This is a genomic window from Delftia sp. S65, from assembly GCF_016516495.1.
GTDB classification, from domain to species: Bacteria; Pseudomonadota; Gammaproteobacteria; order Burkholderiales; family Burkholderiaceae_C; genus Comamonas; species Comamonas acidovorans.
Genome location: NZ_JACVUR010000045.1, coordinates 1 through 15,817, shown reverse-complemented (window position 1 = coordinate 15,817; position 15,817 = coordinate 1). Strand labels below are relative to the sequence as shown.

Here is a 15,817-nt window from a genome sequence, read left to right as displayed (position 1 = left end):
CGGCTGCAGGAGTGCCCCGGTGCTGGTACTGCTGCCGATGCCGATGCAGATACCGATGCAGGTGTCTCCTGCCTGTACGAGGACGCCGAGCTGCTGGTGCTGGACAAGCCCTCCGGCCTGCTGTGCGTGCCCGGGCGCGGCCCCGACAAGCAGGACTGCCTGAGCGGCCGCGCCTTGCAGCGCTGGCCCGATGCGCTGGTCGTGCACCGGCTGGACCAGGCCACCTCGGGCCTGGTGGTCATGGCGCGCAGCCTGGCCAGCCAGCGCCTCCTGAGCGAAGCCTTTGCGCAGCGCCGCGTGCACAAGCGCTATGTGGCCGTGGTCGCCGGCCGCCCGGACGCCCAGCAGGCCGACGCCTGGCAAAGCATCGACCTGCCGATAGCCGCCGACTGGGAGCGGCGCCCCTTGCGCATCATCGACGCCCTGCAGGGCAAGCCCAGCCAGACCCTGTGGCGCGCCATGCCCGCAGCCACCGAAGGCCAGGGCACACCCACCACGCGGGTGCAGCTGCAGCCCGTGACGGGCCGCACCCACCAGTTGCGCGTGCACATGGCGGCGCTGGGCCATCCCATCCTGGGCGATGCGCTCTATGCCGATGCCGCCGTGCAGGCCCTGTCGCCGCGCCTGCTGCTGCATGCGCACCAGCTGGAGCTGGCCCATCCCCTGTCGGGCCAAACGCTGCGTTTCGAATCCGCCGTGCCGTTTTGATCCACCGCAGAAACACGCAAACCGGCGCCCTCTGGCGCGTTGCTGCAATGCAACATTCCGTGTACGTGTTTCCCCTTCTTGCAGTCGGTCATATTGGTTTCATGCAGCACCGTCTGGGTGCACCGTCGGCATCAGGCGTTTTCGTCGCCCAAAACCGGCGTTGACAAGCGGCCTGCGATGGCATCCAGCCCTTAGCGAAAAGCCTGCATGCGCGCCAGCCCCGGGATACCCTGTTGCCATTGGTAACCAGGAGATTAATCTGTGCTTCTTTGCGCGGATCGCCCCTACAGGAGCCACCGCGTTTTTCAGAACGCTTTACCCAAAGTTGAAGGAAGTACTCATGAGCATTCCGTTCCGCATGCACACCGTCGTCGCCGCCCTGGGTTTGGCTGGTGCCGCCTTGTTCTCCACAGCGCATGCGCAAATCAAGATCGCCATGGTGGTTCCCACCACCGGCCCGCTGACGCAGTACGGCGACATGGTCAAGGAAGGCGTGAACACCGCCGTGGAAATGGCCAATGCGGCTGGCGGCGTCAATGGCAAGAAGATCGAGCTGGTGTCCGTCGATGACGCCTGCGAACCCAAGCAAGGCCCCGTGGCCGCCAACCGCGTGGTCAACGCCAAGATCGGCTACGTGATCGGCCCCGTCTGCTCGGGCGCATCGATTGCCGCCGCCCCGATCTACAACAACGAAGGCGTGGTCGTCGTGACCCCCTCGGCCACTTCCCCGGCCCTGACCGACGGCAAGAACTACCACTTCATCTTCCGCACCATCGGCCGCGATGACCAGCAGGGCCCGGCCGCCGCCAAGTTCATCCTGGACAAGGCCAAGCCCAAGAAGGTTGCCGTGCTGCACGACAAGCAGTCGTATGGCCAGGGCATTGCCTCCTCCGTGCGTGACGACCTGAAGAAGGCCGGCGTGGAAGTGGCCCTGTTCGAAGGCATCAACGCCGGCGACAGCGACTACTCCGCCGTCATCACCAAGCTCAAGAGCGCCGGCGTGGACTTCGTCTACTACGGCGGCTACCACCCTGAAATGGGCCTGCTGCTGCGCCAGGCTTCCGAGCAGGGCCTGAAGGTCCGCATGATGGGCCCCGAGGGCGTGGGCAACCCCGAAGTCAACGCCATCGCCGGCAACGCCGTCGAAGGCATGCTGGTGACCCTGCCTGCAGACTTCTCGGCCAACCCCAAGAACGCCGCCGTGGTCAAGGCCTTCAAGGACAAGAAGCGCAATCCCTCGGGCGCCTTCCAGCTGACCGCATTTGCCGCCACGCAAGTGCTGCTGGACAGCATCAAGGCCGTGGGCGACAGCCCCGCCAAGGTGGCTGACCACCTGCACAAGTCCAACTTCGAGACCGTTCTGGGCTCGGTGGGCTGGAACAAGCAGGGCGACCTGAAGTCCTTCGACTTCCAGGTGTTCGAATGGCACAAGGACGGCAGCAAGTCGGTCGCTGCCAAGTAATCCCCCTCGTTGACTGGCCGGGGCACGCTTGCGCGTGTCCCGGTTGTCTGCATCCTGGCCTTTTAGGCCTTTTCCTGTTTTGGGGCGGCATTACACCATGTCAGAACTCTTACCTCAGCTGATACAGCAGCTGTTCAACGGACTGTCCCTGGGCGCCATCTATGCCCTGATCGCCATCGGCTACACAATGGTCTACGGCATCATCGGGATGATCAACTTCGCCCACGGCGACATCTACATGATCGGCGCCTACATCGGCCTGGTCACGCTGTCGGCCATCGGCACGACAAGCGGCCTGCCCGTGTGGGCCATCATCGGCCTGATGCTGGTGGTGTCGGTCTTCGTCACCGGCGTCTACGGCCTGGTGGTGGAACAGGTGGCCTACAAGCCGCTGCGCCGCAGCCCGCGCCTGGTGGCCCTGATCTCGGCCATCGGCATGTCCATCTTCCTGCAGAACTGGGTGGCCCTGGGCCAGGGCGCGCGCGACATGGCCGTGCCCTCGCTGCTGCCGGGCGCGCTGCGCTTCGGCGCCGAAGGTGGCTTCGAGATCTATGTGCCCTACTCGCGCATCCTGATCATCGTGGTCGCCATCGTGCTCATGGTGCTGCTGACGCTGTACATCCGCCATTCCCGCATGGGCCGTGCCTCGCGCGCCTGCGCCCAGGACATGCACATGGCCAGCCTGCTGGGCATCGACACCAACCGCGTGATCTCGTTCACCTTCGTGCTGGGCGCCATGCTGGCGGCCGTGGGCGGCGTGCTGATCGCGCTGGCCGTGGGCAAGCTCAACCCGTTCATCGGCTTTCTGGCCGGCATCAAGGCCTTCACGGCGGCGGTGCTGGGCGGCATCGGCTCCATCCCCGGCGCCATGCTGGGCGGCGTGCTGCTGGGCGTGGCCGAGACCTTTGCGGCAGCCTACATCTCGTCCGAGTACAAGGACATCGTGGCCTTCGGCCTGCTGGTGCTGATCCTGCTGTTCCGCCCCACGGGCCTGCTGGGCAAGCCTGAAGTGGAGAAGGTCTGATGAAAGCCAAACCCACCTTGAACCTGCGCGACGCCCTGATCGCCACCGTGATGACGGCCGTGGTCGTCACGCCCATCTTCGGCCTGCACCTGGAGCGCGCCGGCACCCGCACCATCATCAACCCCGACTGGACGGTGGTGGCCTGGGCCTGCGCCCTGGTCTTCCTGGTGCAGCTGCTGCGCCCGCTGATCGCAGCGAAGATGCCCAAGGTCTCGCTGCCCTCGCTGCCACACGCACGCCCCAGCCACCGCAACGGCCTGATCCTGGCCGCCCTGCTGATCGCCGTGTCCTGGCCCTTCTTCGCGGGCCGCAACGCGGTGGACATCGCCACGCTGGCCATGATCTACGTGATGCTGGGCCTGGGCCTGAACATCGTCGTGGGCTTTGCCGGCCTGCTGGACCTGGGCTTCGTGGGCTTCTACGCCGTGGGCGCCTACACCTATGCGCTGCTGTTCCACTGGGCCGGCTGGTCCTTCTGGGAAGCGCTGCCGCTGGCTGGCGCCGCCGCCGCGATGTTCGGCTTCGTGCTCGGCTTTCCGGTGCTGCGGCTGCGCGGTGACTACCTGGCCATCGTGACGCTGGGCTTCGGCGAAATCATCCGCCTGATGCTGGTCAACCTGACCAGCATCACGGGCGGGCCGGACGGCATCTCCAGCATCCCCAAGCCCACGGTGCTGGGCCTGGAGATGACGCGCAACCCCTCCACCGAGGGCGGCACGACCTTCCACCAGTTCCTGGGGCTGGAGTTCAGCTCGCTGCACATGGTGATCTTCCTGTACCTGATGGCGCTGCTGCTGGCCGTGGTCACGCTGTGCATCTCCAACCGCCTGGTGCGCATGCCCATAGGTCGCGCCTGGGAGGCGCTGCGCGAGGACGAGATCGCCTGCCGCTCCCTGGGCCTGAACCCCATGAAGATCAAGCTGTCTGCCTTCACGCTGGGCGCCATGTTCGCCGGACTGGGCGGCGCCTTCTTCGCGGCGCGCCAGGGCATCGTCAACCCCGAATCGTTCACCTTCATCGAATCGGCGCTGATCCTGTCCATCGTGGTGCTGGGCGGCATGGGCTCGCAGCTGGGCGTGATCATCGCAGCCATCTTGCTGACGGTGCTGCCCGAGCTGGCGCGCGAGTTCTCCGAGTACCGCATGCTGATCTTCGGCCTGGTGATGGTGCTGATGATGATCTGGCGCCCGCAGGGCCTGCTGCCCATGCGCCGCCACCATGTGGAGGTGCGCTCATGAGGCATGCCGACACCATGATTTTTGGGACAACAGAAAGCAGCAAGGGCCGGCAATGAGCGAGTATTTGCTAGAAGTCAAAGACCTGTGCATGCGCTTCGGCGGCCTGCTGGCCGTGGACCATGTGGGCTTCAACGTGCGCCCGCAGGAAGTGTTTGCCATCATCGGCCCCAACGGCGCCGGCAAGACCACGGTGTTCAACTGCATCAGCGGTTTCTACCAGCCCAGCAGCGGCTCCGTCACGCTGGACGGCAGCGCCATCGAGGGCCGCAGCAGCCACCACGTGGCCAACCACGGCGTGGTGCGCACCTTCCAGAACGTGCGGCTGTTCAAGTCCATGACGGTGCTGGAAAACCTGCTGGTGGCACAGCACCGCAGCTCGGGCGTCAACCTGCTGTCGGGCCTGTTCAACACGGCAAGCTACCGCCGCAGCGAAGAGGAAAAGATCGAGAGCGCCCTGCACTGGCTGGACGTCATGGGCCTGCGCGAGTTCGTCAACCGCGAGGCCGGCAACCTGGCCTACGGCCACCAGCGCCGCCTGGAGATCGCGCGCTGCATGATCACCAAGCCGCGCGTGCTCATGCTCGACGAACCGGCTGCCGGCCTGAACCCGCAGGAAAAGAAGGACCTGCAGGGCCTGATCGACCAGCTGCGGCGGCAGTACGGCATTGCCGTGCTGCTGATTGAGCACGACATGGGCCTGGTCATGGGCGTGTCCGAGCGCATCCTCGTCATGGAGTACGGCAAGCCCATCGCCATGGGCCTGCCGGACGCCATCCGCAACGATGAACGGGTCATCAAGGCCTACCTGGGAGAAGCCTGATGCCTGCCATGCTGCAACTGGAGAACATCTCCACCCACTACGGCGCCATCTGCGCGGTCGACAGCGTGAGCCTGCACGTCAACCAGGGCGAAATCGTCTCGCTGATCGGCTCCAACGGCGCCGGCAAGACCTCGCTGCTGATGACGGTGTGCGGCAACCCGCGCGCCAGCTCGGGCCGCATCTCGTTCGAGGGCGAGGACATCACCCAGCTGCCCTCGCACCACATCATGCGCAAGGGCATCGCGGTCTCGCCCGAGGGACGGCGCATCTTCTCGGACCTCACGGTCACGGACAACCTGAAGATGGGCGGATTCTTCCTGGACAAGCCGCAGATCGAGGCCGGCATCGAACATGTGTTCGGCCTCTTCCCGCGCCTGCGTGAGCGCGCCCACCAGCGCGCCGGCACCATGTCGGGCGGCGAGCAGCAGATGCTGGCCATCGGCCGCGCGCTGATGAGCAAGCCCCGCCTGCTGCTGCTGGACGAGCCCACGCTGGGCCTGGCGCCGCTGATCATTGCGCAGATCTTCGAGATCATCCAGACCATCCGCACGGCCGGCGTCACGGTCTTCCTGGTCGAGCAGAACGCCAACCGCGCCCTGCAGATCGCCGACCGCGGCTATGTGCTGGAAACCGGCAAGGTGGTGCTGGAAGACACCGGCGCCAACCTGCTGACCAACGACGCCGTGCGCCGCGCCTACCTGGGCGCCTGACAACGCACAGGCGCCTGGCGCTCCACGGGCCCGCCCTTTGGCGGGCCTTTTTCTTTTCACGCGCAGATCGCACAGTGGTCTGGTCATGCGCGGCCGATTGTGGGGTCTGCGGCCTGGGCGCAGGCGTTATAAAACACGTCCCTGCCTCTCATTGCTCCCCCACGCCCATGAACGCCTGCGCTCCCCAAGACATGCTGCAACCCCTGGCCATCGACGTGGTGTCCGTGCAGTCCCAGGTCGTCTACGGCCGCGTTGGCAACAACGTGGCCATGCCCACGCTGCAGGCGTTGGGGCTGGCGGCAGCGGCCGTGCCCACGGTGGTGTTCAGCAACACGCCGCACTATCCCAGCATCCACGGGGGGGCGATTGCCGCCGAGTGGTTTGCGGGCTATCTGCAGGACCTGGGCGCGCGCGGCGGGCTGCGGCAGTTGCAGGCCGTGCTGGCCGGCTACCTGGGCGGGCCGGCCCAGGCCACGCTGCTGGCGGACTGGGTTGCCGGCCTGCTGGCGCAGCGGCCCGGCCTGCGCGTGGTGGTGGACCCGGTGATCGGCGACCACGACAGCGGCATCTATGTGGACCCCGCCATGGTCGAGGCCTACCAGCGCCACCTGCTGCCGCTGGCCGACGGGCTGACACCCAACCATTTCGAGCTGGAGCGGCTGACCGCGCGCCCTGTGCGCGGCATGGACGATGTGGTCCAGGCCGCGCGCAGCCTGCTCAAGGGACGCACGCAGTGGGTGGCCGTGACCAGCGCATCGCCCGAGCTGGACGGCGAGCCTGCCCAGCGCATGCGCGTGGCCCTGGTCACGCGCGATGACGTGCATGTGATCACCCACGCGCGGGTGGATGCGGTGCCCAAGGGAACGGGCGATCTGTTCAGTGCCGCGCTCACCGGCCACTGGCTGCAGGGCGCCAGCCTGCACGAGGCGGCCGAGCGTGCCTGCGAACGCATCGTGCAGGCGCTGGAGCGCACCCGGCAGGCGCACAGCGCCGAGCTGCTGCTGCCATCGGACCCTGTCGCCGCCCAGGCAGCGGCCGGGCCGGCAGCACGGGCACAAGCGATACCATCGCCCGCATGAACAATGCATCGCCTCTTCTTTCCCTGACGATTCTTACCGGCGCCTCGCGCGGCATGGGCCTGGCCATGGCCCGGCAACTGCTGGATGCCGGCCATGAACTGGTCACGCTGTCGCGCTCCACCAGCGAAGACCTGGCCCAGGCGGCCGCCACGGCGGGCGCGCCGCTGCAGCAGTGGAGCGTGGACCTGGGCGAGCCCGAGGCCGCTGCCCGCAGGCTGGGCGACTGGCTGGCCGGCCTGGACGCCGCGCGCTACGCCAGCATCACCCTGATCAACAACGCGGGCGTGATTCCGCAGATTGCGCCGCTGTCTCAGCTGCAGCCCGCCGACATTGCCCAGGCCATGCGCGTGGGGCTGGAGGCGCCCATGCTGCTGACGGCCGCCTTCCTGGCCGCCACCGAGGGCTGGACAGCCGTGCCGCGCAAGGTGCTCAACATTTCTTCGGGCCTGGGCCGGCGCGCCATTGCCTCGCAGGCCTCCTACTGCGCGGCCAAGGCCGGCATGGACCATTTCAGCCGCAGCGTGGCGCTGGACGAGGCGCTCAAGCCCCACGGCGCGCGCATCTGCTCGCTGGCGCCCGGCGTCATCGACACCGACATGCAGGTGCAGCTGCGCAGCGCCGATACCGCCGCCTTCCCCGATGCAGGCAACTTCGCCCAGCTCAAGGAGGGCGGCAAGCTGTCAACGCCCGAGCAGGCGGCAGCGCTGGTGCTGGGCTGGCTGCAGCGTGCCGATTTTGGCGAGCAGGTGGTGGCCGACGTGCGCCAGCCCTGAGCATTTTCCGGATGGCAGATTCAATGCGGCGATGAATATCCGGCAATGGAAAAAGCATCGCCGCACTGACCTGAATAATCCAAATACCCGCCCTGGAAAATGTTCTGCAAGAATTACCGATTGCAGGCAGCATTTTCCATATCCGGCCTGAGCATTCGCTTGAAAATCGTCATCTGGCAAAGGATGACGTTTTTCATCTGCGTTTGCCAGTCCTGCATTTCCAATCCTCCTACAGCGGCGTCTATTGCGACTGGCAAGAATGGGGCACTCAACTCCAAGAAAGTCGGCCATGTCCATTGCCTATTCCGAATCCGCGCCCCTGGCTGAAGCGCCAGTGGTCAACACGGTCGCCACCGTAGATACCTCACGCAGCGGCGTTTCATGGGCCGCGATATTTGCCGGCGCCATGGCGGCGGCATCGCTGTCGCTGCTGCTGTTCATTCTGGGCACGGGCCTGGGCCTGTCGTCGGTGTCGGTATGGTCCGGCGAAGGCATGGATGCCGGCGCCCTGGGCCTGACGGCCGTGGCCTGGATCGCTTTCACCCAGCTGGCCTCGGCCGGCGTGGGCGGCTATCTGGCCGGACGGCTGCGCACACGCTGGCAAGGCGTGCACACGGACGAGGTCTACTTCCGCGACACGGCCCACGGCTTTCTGTCCTGGGCACTGGCCACGCTGGCCATGGTGGCCCTGATGGGCGCCGCTGCAGGCGGTGCCGTCTCCGGCGCCTTCAAGGCAGCGCAGACCGTAGCCACCAGCGCCTCCAACGTGGTGGGCGGCGCGATCGGCGCCGCCGGCGGTGCAGCTGCAGGCGGCGCCGCAGCCATGGCCGGTGCCTCGGGCGCCGATGCCTCGCCCCAGGGCCTGGCCTACTGGACCGGCAGCCTGTTCCGCAATTCCGGCGCCGCAACCACCACCAGCAATGCCACCCCCGCCGACCTGGCCAGCGCCACCCGCGAGGCCGGCGTGATCTTTGCCCAGTCGCTGCGCACCGGCCAGCTGTCTCCAGCCGACGAGCAATACCTGGCCCAGCTGATCGCGCGCAACTCCGATATGTCCGTGGAAGATGCGCAAAAGAAAGTACGTAGCACCTTTGATTCCGTGCAAATGCAGATAAAGCAGGCCGAGCAAAAGGCTGAAGAAGCCAAGCAAAAGGCCAAGCAGGCAGCCGAAGAGGCACGCAAGGCCACGGCCCATTCCATGCTCTGGCTGTTTGTTTCCTTGATGCTGGGCGCTTTTGTGGGCAGCCTGTGCGCCACCTGGGGTGGTCGTCAACGCGATGCCTTTTGATAATCCCCGGCACTGAAACCCAATCAATCCAATTCAATCCATTCAACGGAGGCTTGCCATGCGATCCATACTGCTTTTTCTCCTGGGCGTTCCCATTCCCATCATCATCCTGATTGCGCTCATCCACTGACGGATGCCGCCATGCCGGCCACGCGCAGCAAGTCCCAGGCATCCCGCCCGGCCCGCCCCACCAAAGGGGCGGCCAAGGCGGCGACACCCCAGGCCTCGCTCGCGCTGTACCGGCAAAAGCGCGACTTCACGCGCACACCGGAACCTTCGGCAGAACCTTCCAGTGAGACGATTGCAGGGCAGCCCGGCGCGGGCGCCCTGCAATTCGTCATTCAAAAGCACTGGGCCAGCCACCTGCACTACGACTTTCGGCTGGAGCTGGACGGCAGCATGAAAAGCTGGGCCGTGCCCAAGGGTCCCAGCTACGACCCGGCCGACAAGCGCATGGCCGTCCAGGTGGAAGACCACCCCATGGCCTACAACCGCTTCGAGGGCCAGATTCCACCGGGACAGTACGGCGCGGGCAAGGTCATCATCTGGGACCGTGGCATCTGGCTGCCCGAGGGCGATGCGGCCGAAGGCTATCGCAAGGGCAAGCTCAAGTTCGAACTGCGCGGCCACAAGCTGCAGGGTCGTTGGACCCTGGTGCGCATGCGCGGCAAGGACGACGCCAAAAAGCCCGCCTGGCTGCTGATCAAGGAGCACGACGGCCTGGAACGTGCTGCCAGCGAATTCAACGTGGTCGAGGACATGCCCGACAGCGTGGCCGGCCTTCCCCTGCCCACCGCCACAGCGCCCGTCACCACACCCGTCGCCACTCCCGTCGCTACGCCCGTCACCGCGCCCATGCCGCAGAGCATCGCCCCGCAGCTAGCAACCTTGATGGACCATGCACCTGCAGATGCCGGGCAATGGATCTTCGAGAGCAAGTTCGACGGCTACCGGCTGCTGACGCGCATCGAGGACGGCGCCGTTCGCCTTTTCACGCGCAACGGCAAGGACTGGACCACCAAAATGCCCGCCCTGGCCCACGCCTTTGCCGCGCTGCCCCTGCAATCGGGCTGGGTGGATGGCGAGGTGCTGATGCTGGACAGCGACAGCCGCCCTGACTTCCAGGCCCTGCAAAACGCCTTTGACGGCGAGCGCACCGACCACCTGGTGTTCTTCGCGTTTGACCTGCTGTGGCAGGACGGCCAGGACCTTCGGCCCCAGCCCGTGGAGCAGCGCCGCCAGCAGTTGCAGGCCCTGCTGCACAAGGCGCCTTCGGACCGCCTTCGCTTCAGCGAGGCCTTTGACGCCCCACCCGCCGACCTGGTGGCCGCCGCCTGCAAGCTGGGCCTGGAGGGCGTGATCGGCAAGCGGCGCGGCAGCGCCTATGCCTCGCGGCGCAGTGCGGACTGGATCAAGCTCAAGTGCGGCCTGCGCCAGGAATTCGTGATCGCGGGCTACACCGATCCCCAGGGCACGCGCACGGGCCTGGGCGCCCTGGTCCTGGCCGTGCATGGCGAGGACGGCCAGCTGCGCGCGGCAGGCAAGGTGGGCACGGGGTTCAACAGGCGCACCCTGGCCGATCTGCGCCAGCGCCTGGAGCGCCTCGCCACCGGCACCTCGCCGCTGGCGGACAGCAGGGGCCTTGGCAGCGGGGTGCACTGGGTGCGCCCCACGCTGCTGGCCGAGGTCTCGTTCGCGCAGTGGACCGAGGACGGCCAGGTCCGCCATGCCGTATTCCAGGGCCTGCGTGCGGACAAGCCTGCACGCAGCATTGTCAAAGAGGAGCCACAGCACGTGCCATCGACCGCATCTTCCGCCAGCGCTGCAGCCACGCCTGGCGCTGCACGACCGGAAACCCGCAACGCCAGGGCGGCGCGACTGCCCGCCTCGATGACCATCACCCATCCCGAGCGGGTCATCGATCCCTCCACCGGCATCACCAAGATGGATCTGGCACGCTACTACGCCACGGTGGCGCCCTTCATGATCACCCACCTCAAGTCCCGGCCCGTGGCCATGGTGCGGGCGCCGGACGGCATCGAGGGCGAGTTGTTCTTCCAAAAGCACCTCGACCAGGCGCCGCTGCAGGGCATCGCCGCCCTGTCGCCGGAACTGGACCCCGGCCATGCCCCGCTGATGGAGGTGTCCCGGCGCGAAGGCCTGGTGGCAGCGGCGCAGATGAACACCATCGAATGGCACACCTGGAACGCGCGCAAGGACCGCATCGACCGGCCCGATCGCATGACCTTCGACCTGGACCCCGGCGAAGGCGTGCCCTGGCAGCAGGTGCAGGAGGCCGCCAGCCTGCTGCATGTGCTGCTGCAGGAGCTGGAGCTGCCGGCCTTCCTCAAGACCAGCGGCGGCAAGGGCCTGCACGTGGTCGTGCCCATCAAGCGGCTGCTGGACTGGGACACCGTCAAGGCCTTCTCGCAGGCCGTGGTCCAGCACCTGGCCCATGCCGTGCCCCAGCGCTTCGTGGCCAAAAGCGGGCCGCGCAACCGCGTGGGAAAGATTTTTGTGGACTACCTGCGCAACGGCTTCGGCGCCACCACGGCCTGCGCGTGGACGGCCCGGGCGCGGCCGGGCATGGGCATCTCCGTGCCTGTGGCCTGGAACGAGCTGGACAGGCTCACGGGCGGCGCGCACTGGACCATTCGCTCGGTAGACCAGCGCCTGCGCCTGGGCAACTCCCCTTGGGAGCACTACGGCACGGCCGCCGTGGGCCTGGGCCGCGCCATGAAGGCGCTGGGCTTCGAGTCGCAGCGCTGAGCACCGTCCTGCAGGAATCGAAGAAAGCACCGCCATGAAGAAAGCCGCCTCCCCCAAATCCAGCCCGTCCACCTCCGCGCGCAGCATGTGGAAGGGCGCCATCAGCTTTGGCCTGGTGCACATTCCCATCGGCCTGTACGCGGCCACGGCCAGCTCGGACATCGACTTCGACTGGCTGGACAAGCGCAACATGCAGCCCGTGGGCTACAAGCGCATCAACAAGGTCACGGGCAAGGAAGTGGCCACGGCCGACATCGTCAAGGGCGTTGAATTCGAGGAGGGCCGCTACGTGGTGCTGAGCGCTGAAGAGATTGCCGCCGCCTTTCCCAAGACCACGCAGACCATCGAGATCGAGGCCTTTGTCGATGCCCAGGACATCCCTTTCATCTACCTGGAACGCCCCTACTACACCGCCCCCCTGCACCGTGGCGAGAAGGTCTACGCCCTGCTGCGCGAGGCCCTGCGCAAGAGCAACAAGGTGGGCGTGGCCAAGGTGGTCATCCAGACCAAGCAGCACCTGGCCATCCTGATCCCCTGCGGCCGGGCGCTGGTGCTCAACCTGCTGCGCTGGGGCGGCGAGATCCGCTCCTTCGAGCAGCTGGACCTGCCGCCTCTGGACGCCAAGGCCGCCGGCATCAAGAGCGCCGAGATGACCATGGCCATGGCCCTCATCAAGGACATGAGCCAGGCCTGGGACGCCGACCAGTTCCGCAACTCCTTCAGCGAGGAAATCCACCAGCTCGTGCAGGCCAAGGCGCATGCGGGCGATGTCCAAAACGTGGAAAAACAGGAGACCCCACCCGCCGTGCCGGCCAACGCGGCCGTGCTAGACCTGACGGCCCTGCTCAAGAACAGCCTGGGCAAGGGCGCAGGCGGACCATCCGCCACCGCAGCCAAGGAAAAAAATACCGCGTCAACGGTAAAAAATGCAAAGACCCCAGCATCCAGAAAATCGACAAAATCCACAAAAACCCCGGCCAGGGCCCCTGCAAAACGCCCCGCCGCCAAATAACCCCATATTTGGCCTGGCTGCATTTTTTACAAAAGCAATTTCATTATAAGAAATACATCCATTTGTACCGACAAAATGGAACAAAGCTACTCCATAGCAAATTCCAATGCTTTACCAAAAGTAATCTTCCAAATATCCTACAAGCCGGCCATATTCACGGTCGCACAATGAAATTGCAGTGATGACGGCATCGCTGTTTACTTAAGGAGTACGGAAATGACGCAACAGACCAACAACCCTCAAGGCAACACGGCCAGCAACCAGCAAAACGACAAGAACAAGCAGCAGCAGCAGCAACAGAACAATCCGGGGCAGCAGCAGCAAAGCAATCCCAACAACCCGAACAATCCCAACCAACAGCAGCAACAGAGCAATCCCCAGCGCAACCAACCAGGGGAACAGCAAAAGCAGGGCAGCCATCAGCAGCGTTAAGCTGCCGATAGCGTGAACTGGCAAAGGGCCCCCTGGGCCCTTTTTTTATCTCCAGAGCTTTGCTGACGATGCCCTTTGGTTCAGCCAATCGCCTCTTCCAATAATTATTGCCTCATACAACAGGCCATCCTCTTTCTTTCAAGGAGTAAATCGTGGCTAAGAAATCCCCTGGTGAAAAGAAATCGTCCAAGCAATCCCCCACGGGCCATGGCGGAGAATTACAGCAACAGGCCGACGGACAGCACCCCGGATTGACCACGCAGCAAGGCATTCCGGTTCCTGATAATCAGAACTCTCTCACCGCCTGGGAAAAAGGCCCTACGCTGCTGGAAGATTTCATCCTGCGCGAGAAAATCACGCATTTCGACCATGAGCGCATTCCAGAGCGAATCGTCCATGCACGCGGCACAGGCGCCCACGGTTATTTCCAGCTGACAGATTCGCTGGAGCAATACACCACCGCCAAGGTCCTGACCGAAACCGGCAAGCAAGTGCCGATCTTTGTGCGCTTCTCCACCGTGGCCGGTGGAGCGGGCTCGGTGGACACCCCGCGCGATGTGCGCGGCTTTGCCATCAAGTTCTATACCGAAGAGGGCAACTGGGACCTGGTGGGCAACAACATCCCGGTCTTCTTCATCCAGGACGCCATGAAGTTTCCCGACCTGGTCCATGCCGTGAAGATGGAACCCGACCGGGGCTTTCCGCAGGCCGCCACGGCGCACGACACGTTCTGGGACTTCATCTCCCTCATGCCCGAGTCCATGCACATGGTCATGTGGATCATGAGCGACCGCACCATCGCGCGCAGCCTGCGCATGATCGAGGGCTTTGGCGTGCACAGCTTCCGGCTGGTCAATGCCCAGGGTGAAAGCACCTTCGTGAAATTCCACTGGCGGCCCGAGCTGGGCATCCAGTCCACGGTCTGGGACGAGGCGCTCAAGCTGCAGGCCGCAGACAACGACTACCACCGCCGCGACCTGTTCGAGGCCATCGAGGCGGGCGACTACCCGGCCTGGGAGCTGTGCGTGCAGCTGTTCTCGCAGGAGCAGGCAGACGCCCTGCCCTACGACCACCTGGACCCCACCAAGCTCATCCCCGAAGAGGAAATTCCGCTGCGCAAGATCGGCCGCTTCGTGCTGGACCGCTGGCCCGACAACTTCTTCGCCGAGACCGAGCAGGTGGCCTTCTGCCCGGCCAATATCCCGCCCGGCATCGATTTCAGCAACGACCCGCTGCTACAGGGCCGCCTGTTCTCGTACCTGGACACCCAGCTGTCGCGCCTGGGCGGCCCCAACTTCACGCAGCTGCCCATCAACGCGCCCAAATGCCCGTTCGCCCACCACCAGCGCGACGGCCACATGCAGACCGAGGTGCCCAAGGGCCGCGTGGCCTACGAGCCCTCCAGCCTGCAGGCCGACAGCCCGCGCGCCTCGGCAGCCCGCGGCTTGCGGCACTTTGCGCAGCCCGCGCAGGAGGGCGCCAAGGGCCGCATCCGCCCCGAGAGCTTTGCCGACCACTACAGCCAGGCGCGCATGTTCTACCAGAGCCAGAGCGCGCAGGAGCAGGCCCACATCGCCAGCGCCCTGGTGTTCGAGCTGTCCAAGGTACAGACGCCGCATGTGCGCCTGGCCGTGGTCGGCCACCTGCAGGTGATAGACGCCGACCTGGCAAAGCGCGTGGCCGACGGCCTGGGCCTGCCCCAGTTGCCGCCTGCCGCCAAGCCTGCCGTGCCCCCGCAAAAGCTGCCGCCCAGCCCGGCCACGCGCATCATCGACCGCATGAAACCCACGCTGCAGGGCCGCTGCGTTGCCATCCTGGTGGACGAAGGCTCCAGCGCCCGGCACGTTGCCGCCTTCCACAAGGCGCTGGTGGCGCAAAAGGCCAGCGTGAAGATCATTGCGCCCAAGATCGGCGGCGCCACGCTGGACGACGGCAGCCACCTGCCGGCCGATGGCCAGCTGGCCGGATCGCCATCCGCGCAGTTCGATGCCGTGGTGTCCATCATCACGCTGGAGCGCGGCCAGGCGCTGGCCCATGAGGCAGCCGCGCAGGACTGGTTCCGCGACGCCTTCGGCCACCTCAAGGCCATTGCCGCCTGCAAGGCCACGCAGCACATCATGAAGACGGCCGGCATCACGCCGGACGAGGGCGTGTTCCCCATCGACAAGCCCGAACCCTTCATCGAAGGCGCCAAGAAGCGCTTCTGGGCCCGCGAAGCGAAGCTGAGAACGCTGGCCTGACCCCCCGCCCCGGCGTGCGCCACATCATTGCCACCAGATGGCACCGCGCCGGACTTCAACCAACCTTTTACCCGGGCCATTTACCCCGGATCCAGGCATGGCGCTTGCCACCGCAACACCAAGGCCGGCCCGGCCTGCCACCTACAGGAGCAACTTCCCATGATCACTTCGGTACCTGCACCCCCTGTCACCCCGCCTGTCGCGCCCCCCGTCAACCCGCCGCCCACAGAGCCGCTGGTTCCGCCCGTGGGCGACCCGCCAC

General features: G+C 65.7%; 13 protein-coding genes. All 13 read left to right on the top strand.

The genetic code is table 11. From position 1 onward, the window contains the following. Positions 1 to 3 precede the first annotated feature (3 nt). The 13 genes from IAE24_RS25265 to IAE24_RS25205 all read left to right on the top strand — a co-directional run bounded on the left by IAE24_RS25265 (position 4) and on the right by IAE24_RS25205 (position 15,555). Entirely contained in the window at positions 4 to 708 is a 705-nt protein-coding gene (locus IAE24_RS25265; RefSeq protein WP_233626237.1) for an RluA family pseudouridine synthase, read from the top strand. 340 nt (positions 709 to 1,048) lie between these two features. Beyond that, positions 1,049 to 2,170 carry a branched-chain amino acid ABC transporter substrate-binding protein gene (locus IAE24_RS25260; protein ID WP_012206134.1) on the top strand — a complete coding sequence of 374 codons (1,122 nt, stop codon included), beginning with the start codon at positions 1,049 to 1,051 and terminating at the stop codon, positions 2,168 to 2,170. A 97-nt stretch (positions 2,171 to 2,267) separates the two neighbouring features. Next, a complete protein-coding gene (gene livH, locus IAE24_RS25255) occupies positions 2,268 to 3,194 on the top strand; it encodes a high-affinity branched-chain amino acid ABC transporter permease LivH (RefSeq protein WP_012206135.1) in 927 nt (308 codons plus the stop codon). Beyond that, a complete protein-coding gene (locus IAE24_RS25250) occupies positions 3,194 to 4,432 on the top strand; it encodes a high-affinity branched-chain amino acid ABC transporter permease LivM (RefSeq protein WP_034394889.1) in 1,239 nt (412 codons plus the stop codon). The genes livH and IAE24_RS25250 overlap by 1 nt, the downstream gene beginning before the upstream one ends. A 52-nt stretch (positions 4,433 to 4,484) precedes the next feature. After that, entirely contained in the window at positions 4,485 to 5,252 is a 768-nt protein-coding gene (gene livG, locus IAE24_RS25245) for a high-affinity branched-chain amino acid ABC transporter ATP-binding protein LivG (RefSeq protein WP_034394891.1), read from the top strand. Positions 5,253 to 5,260: 8 nt separating this feature from the next. Next, positions 5,261 to 5,962 carry an ABC transporter ATP-binding protein gene (locus IAE24_RS25240; RefSeq protein WP_034398706.1) on the top strand — a complete coding sequence of 234 codons (702 nt, stop codon included), beginning with the start codon at positions 5,261 to 5,263 and terminating at the stop codon, positions 5,960 to 5,962. Between the two features lie 167 nt (positions 5,963 to 6,129). Continuing rightward, the gene (gene pdxK / locus IAE24_RS25235) at positions 6,130 to 7,041 is read left to right on the top strand and encodes a pyridoxine/pyridoxal/pyridoxamine kinase (RefSeq protein ID WP_013801933.1); all 912 of its coding nucleotides are present in this window, start codon (positions 6,130 to 6,132) and stop codon (positions 7,039 to 7,041) included. Then, positions 7,038 to 7,814: an SDR family NAD(P)-dependent oxidoreductase gene (locus tag IAE24_RS25230; RefSeq protein ID WP_199960974.1), complete on the top strand. Its 777-nt coding sequence runs from the start codon at positions 7,038 to 7,040 to the stop codon at positions 7,812 to 7,814. The genes pdxK and IAE24_RS25230 overlap by 4 nt, the downstream gene beginning before the upstream one ends. 289 nt (positions 7,815 to 8,103) lie before the next feature. After that, complete coding sequence (locus IAE24_RS25225; RefSeq protein ID WP_199960973.1) at positions 8,104 to 9,102, top strand: hypothetical protein; 999 nt, start codon at positions 8,104 to 8,106, stop codon at positions 9,100 to 9,102. A 141-nt stretch (positions 9,103 to 9,243) separates the two neighbouring features. Further along, positions 9,244 to 11,871 carry a DNA ligase D gene (gene ligD / locus IAE24_RS25220; RefSeq protein ID WP_199960972.1) on the top strand — a complete coding sequence of 876 codons (2,628 nt, stop codon included), beginning with the start codon at positions 9,244 to 9,246 and terminating at the stop codon, positions 11,869 to 11,871. A 34-nt stretch (positions 11,872 to 11,905) separates the two neighbouring features. Next, a complete protein-coding gene (gene ku, locus IAE24_RS25215) occupies positions 11,906 to 12,883 on the top strand; it encodes a non-homologous end joining protein Ku (RefSeq protein WP_199960971.1) in 978 nt (325 codons plus the stop codon). A 216-nt stretch (positions 12,884 to 13,099) separates the two neighbouring features. Then, positions 13,100 to 13,315: a 1,4-beta-xylanase gene (locus IAE24_RS25210; protein WP_065347134.1), complete on the top strand. Its 216-nt coding sequence runs from the start codon at positions 13,100 to 13,102 to the stop codon at positions 13,313 to 13,315. 152 nt (positions 13,316 to 13,467) lie between these two features. Then, entirely contained in the window at positions 13,468 to 15,555 is a 2,088-nt protein-coding gene (locus IAE24_RS25205) for a catalase (protein ID WP_013801927.1), read from the top strand. Positions 15,556 to 15,817: the final 262 nt, after the last annotated feature.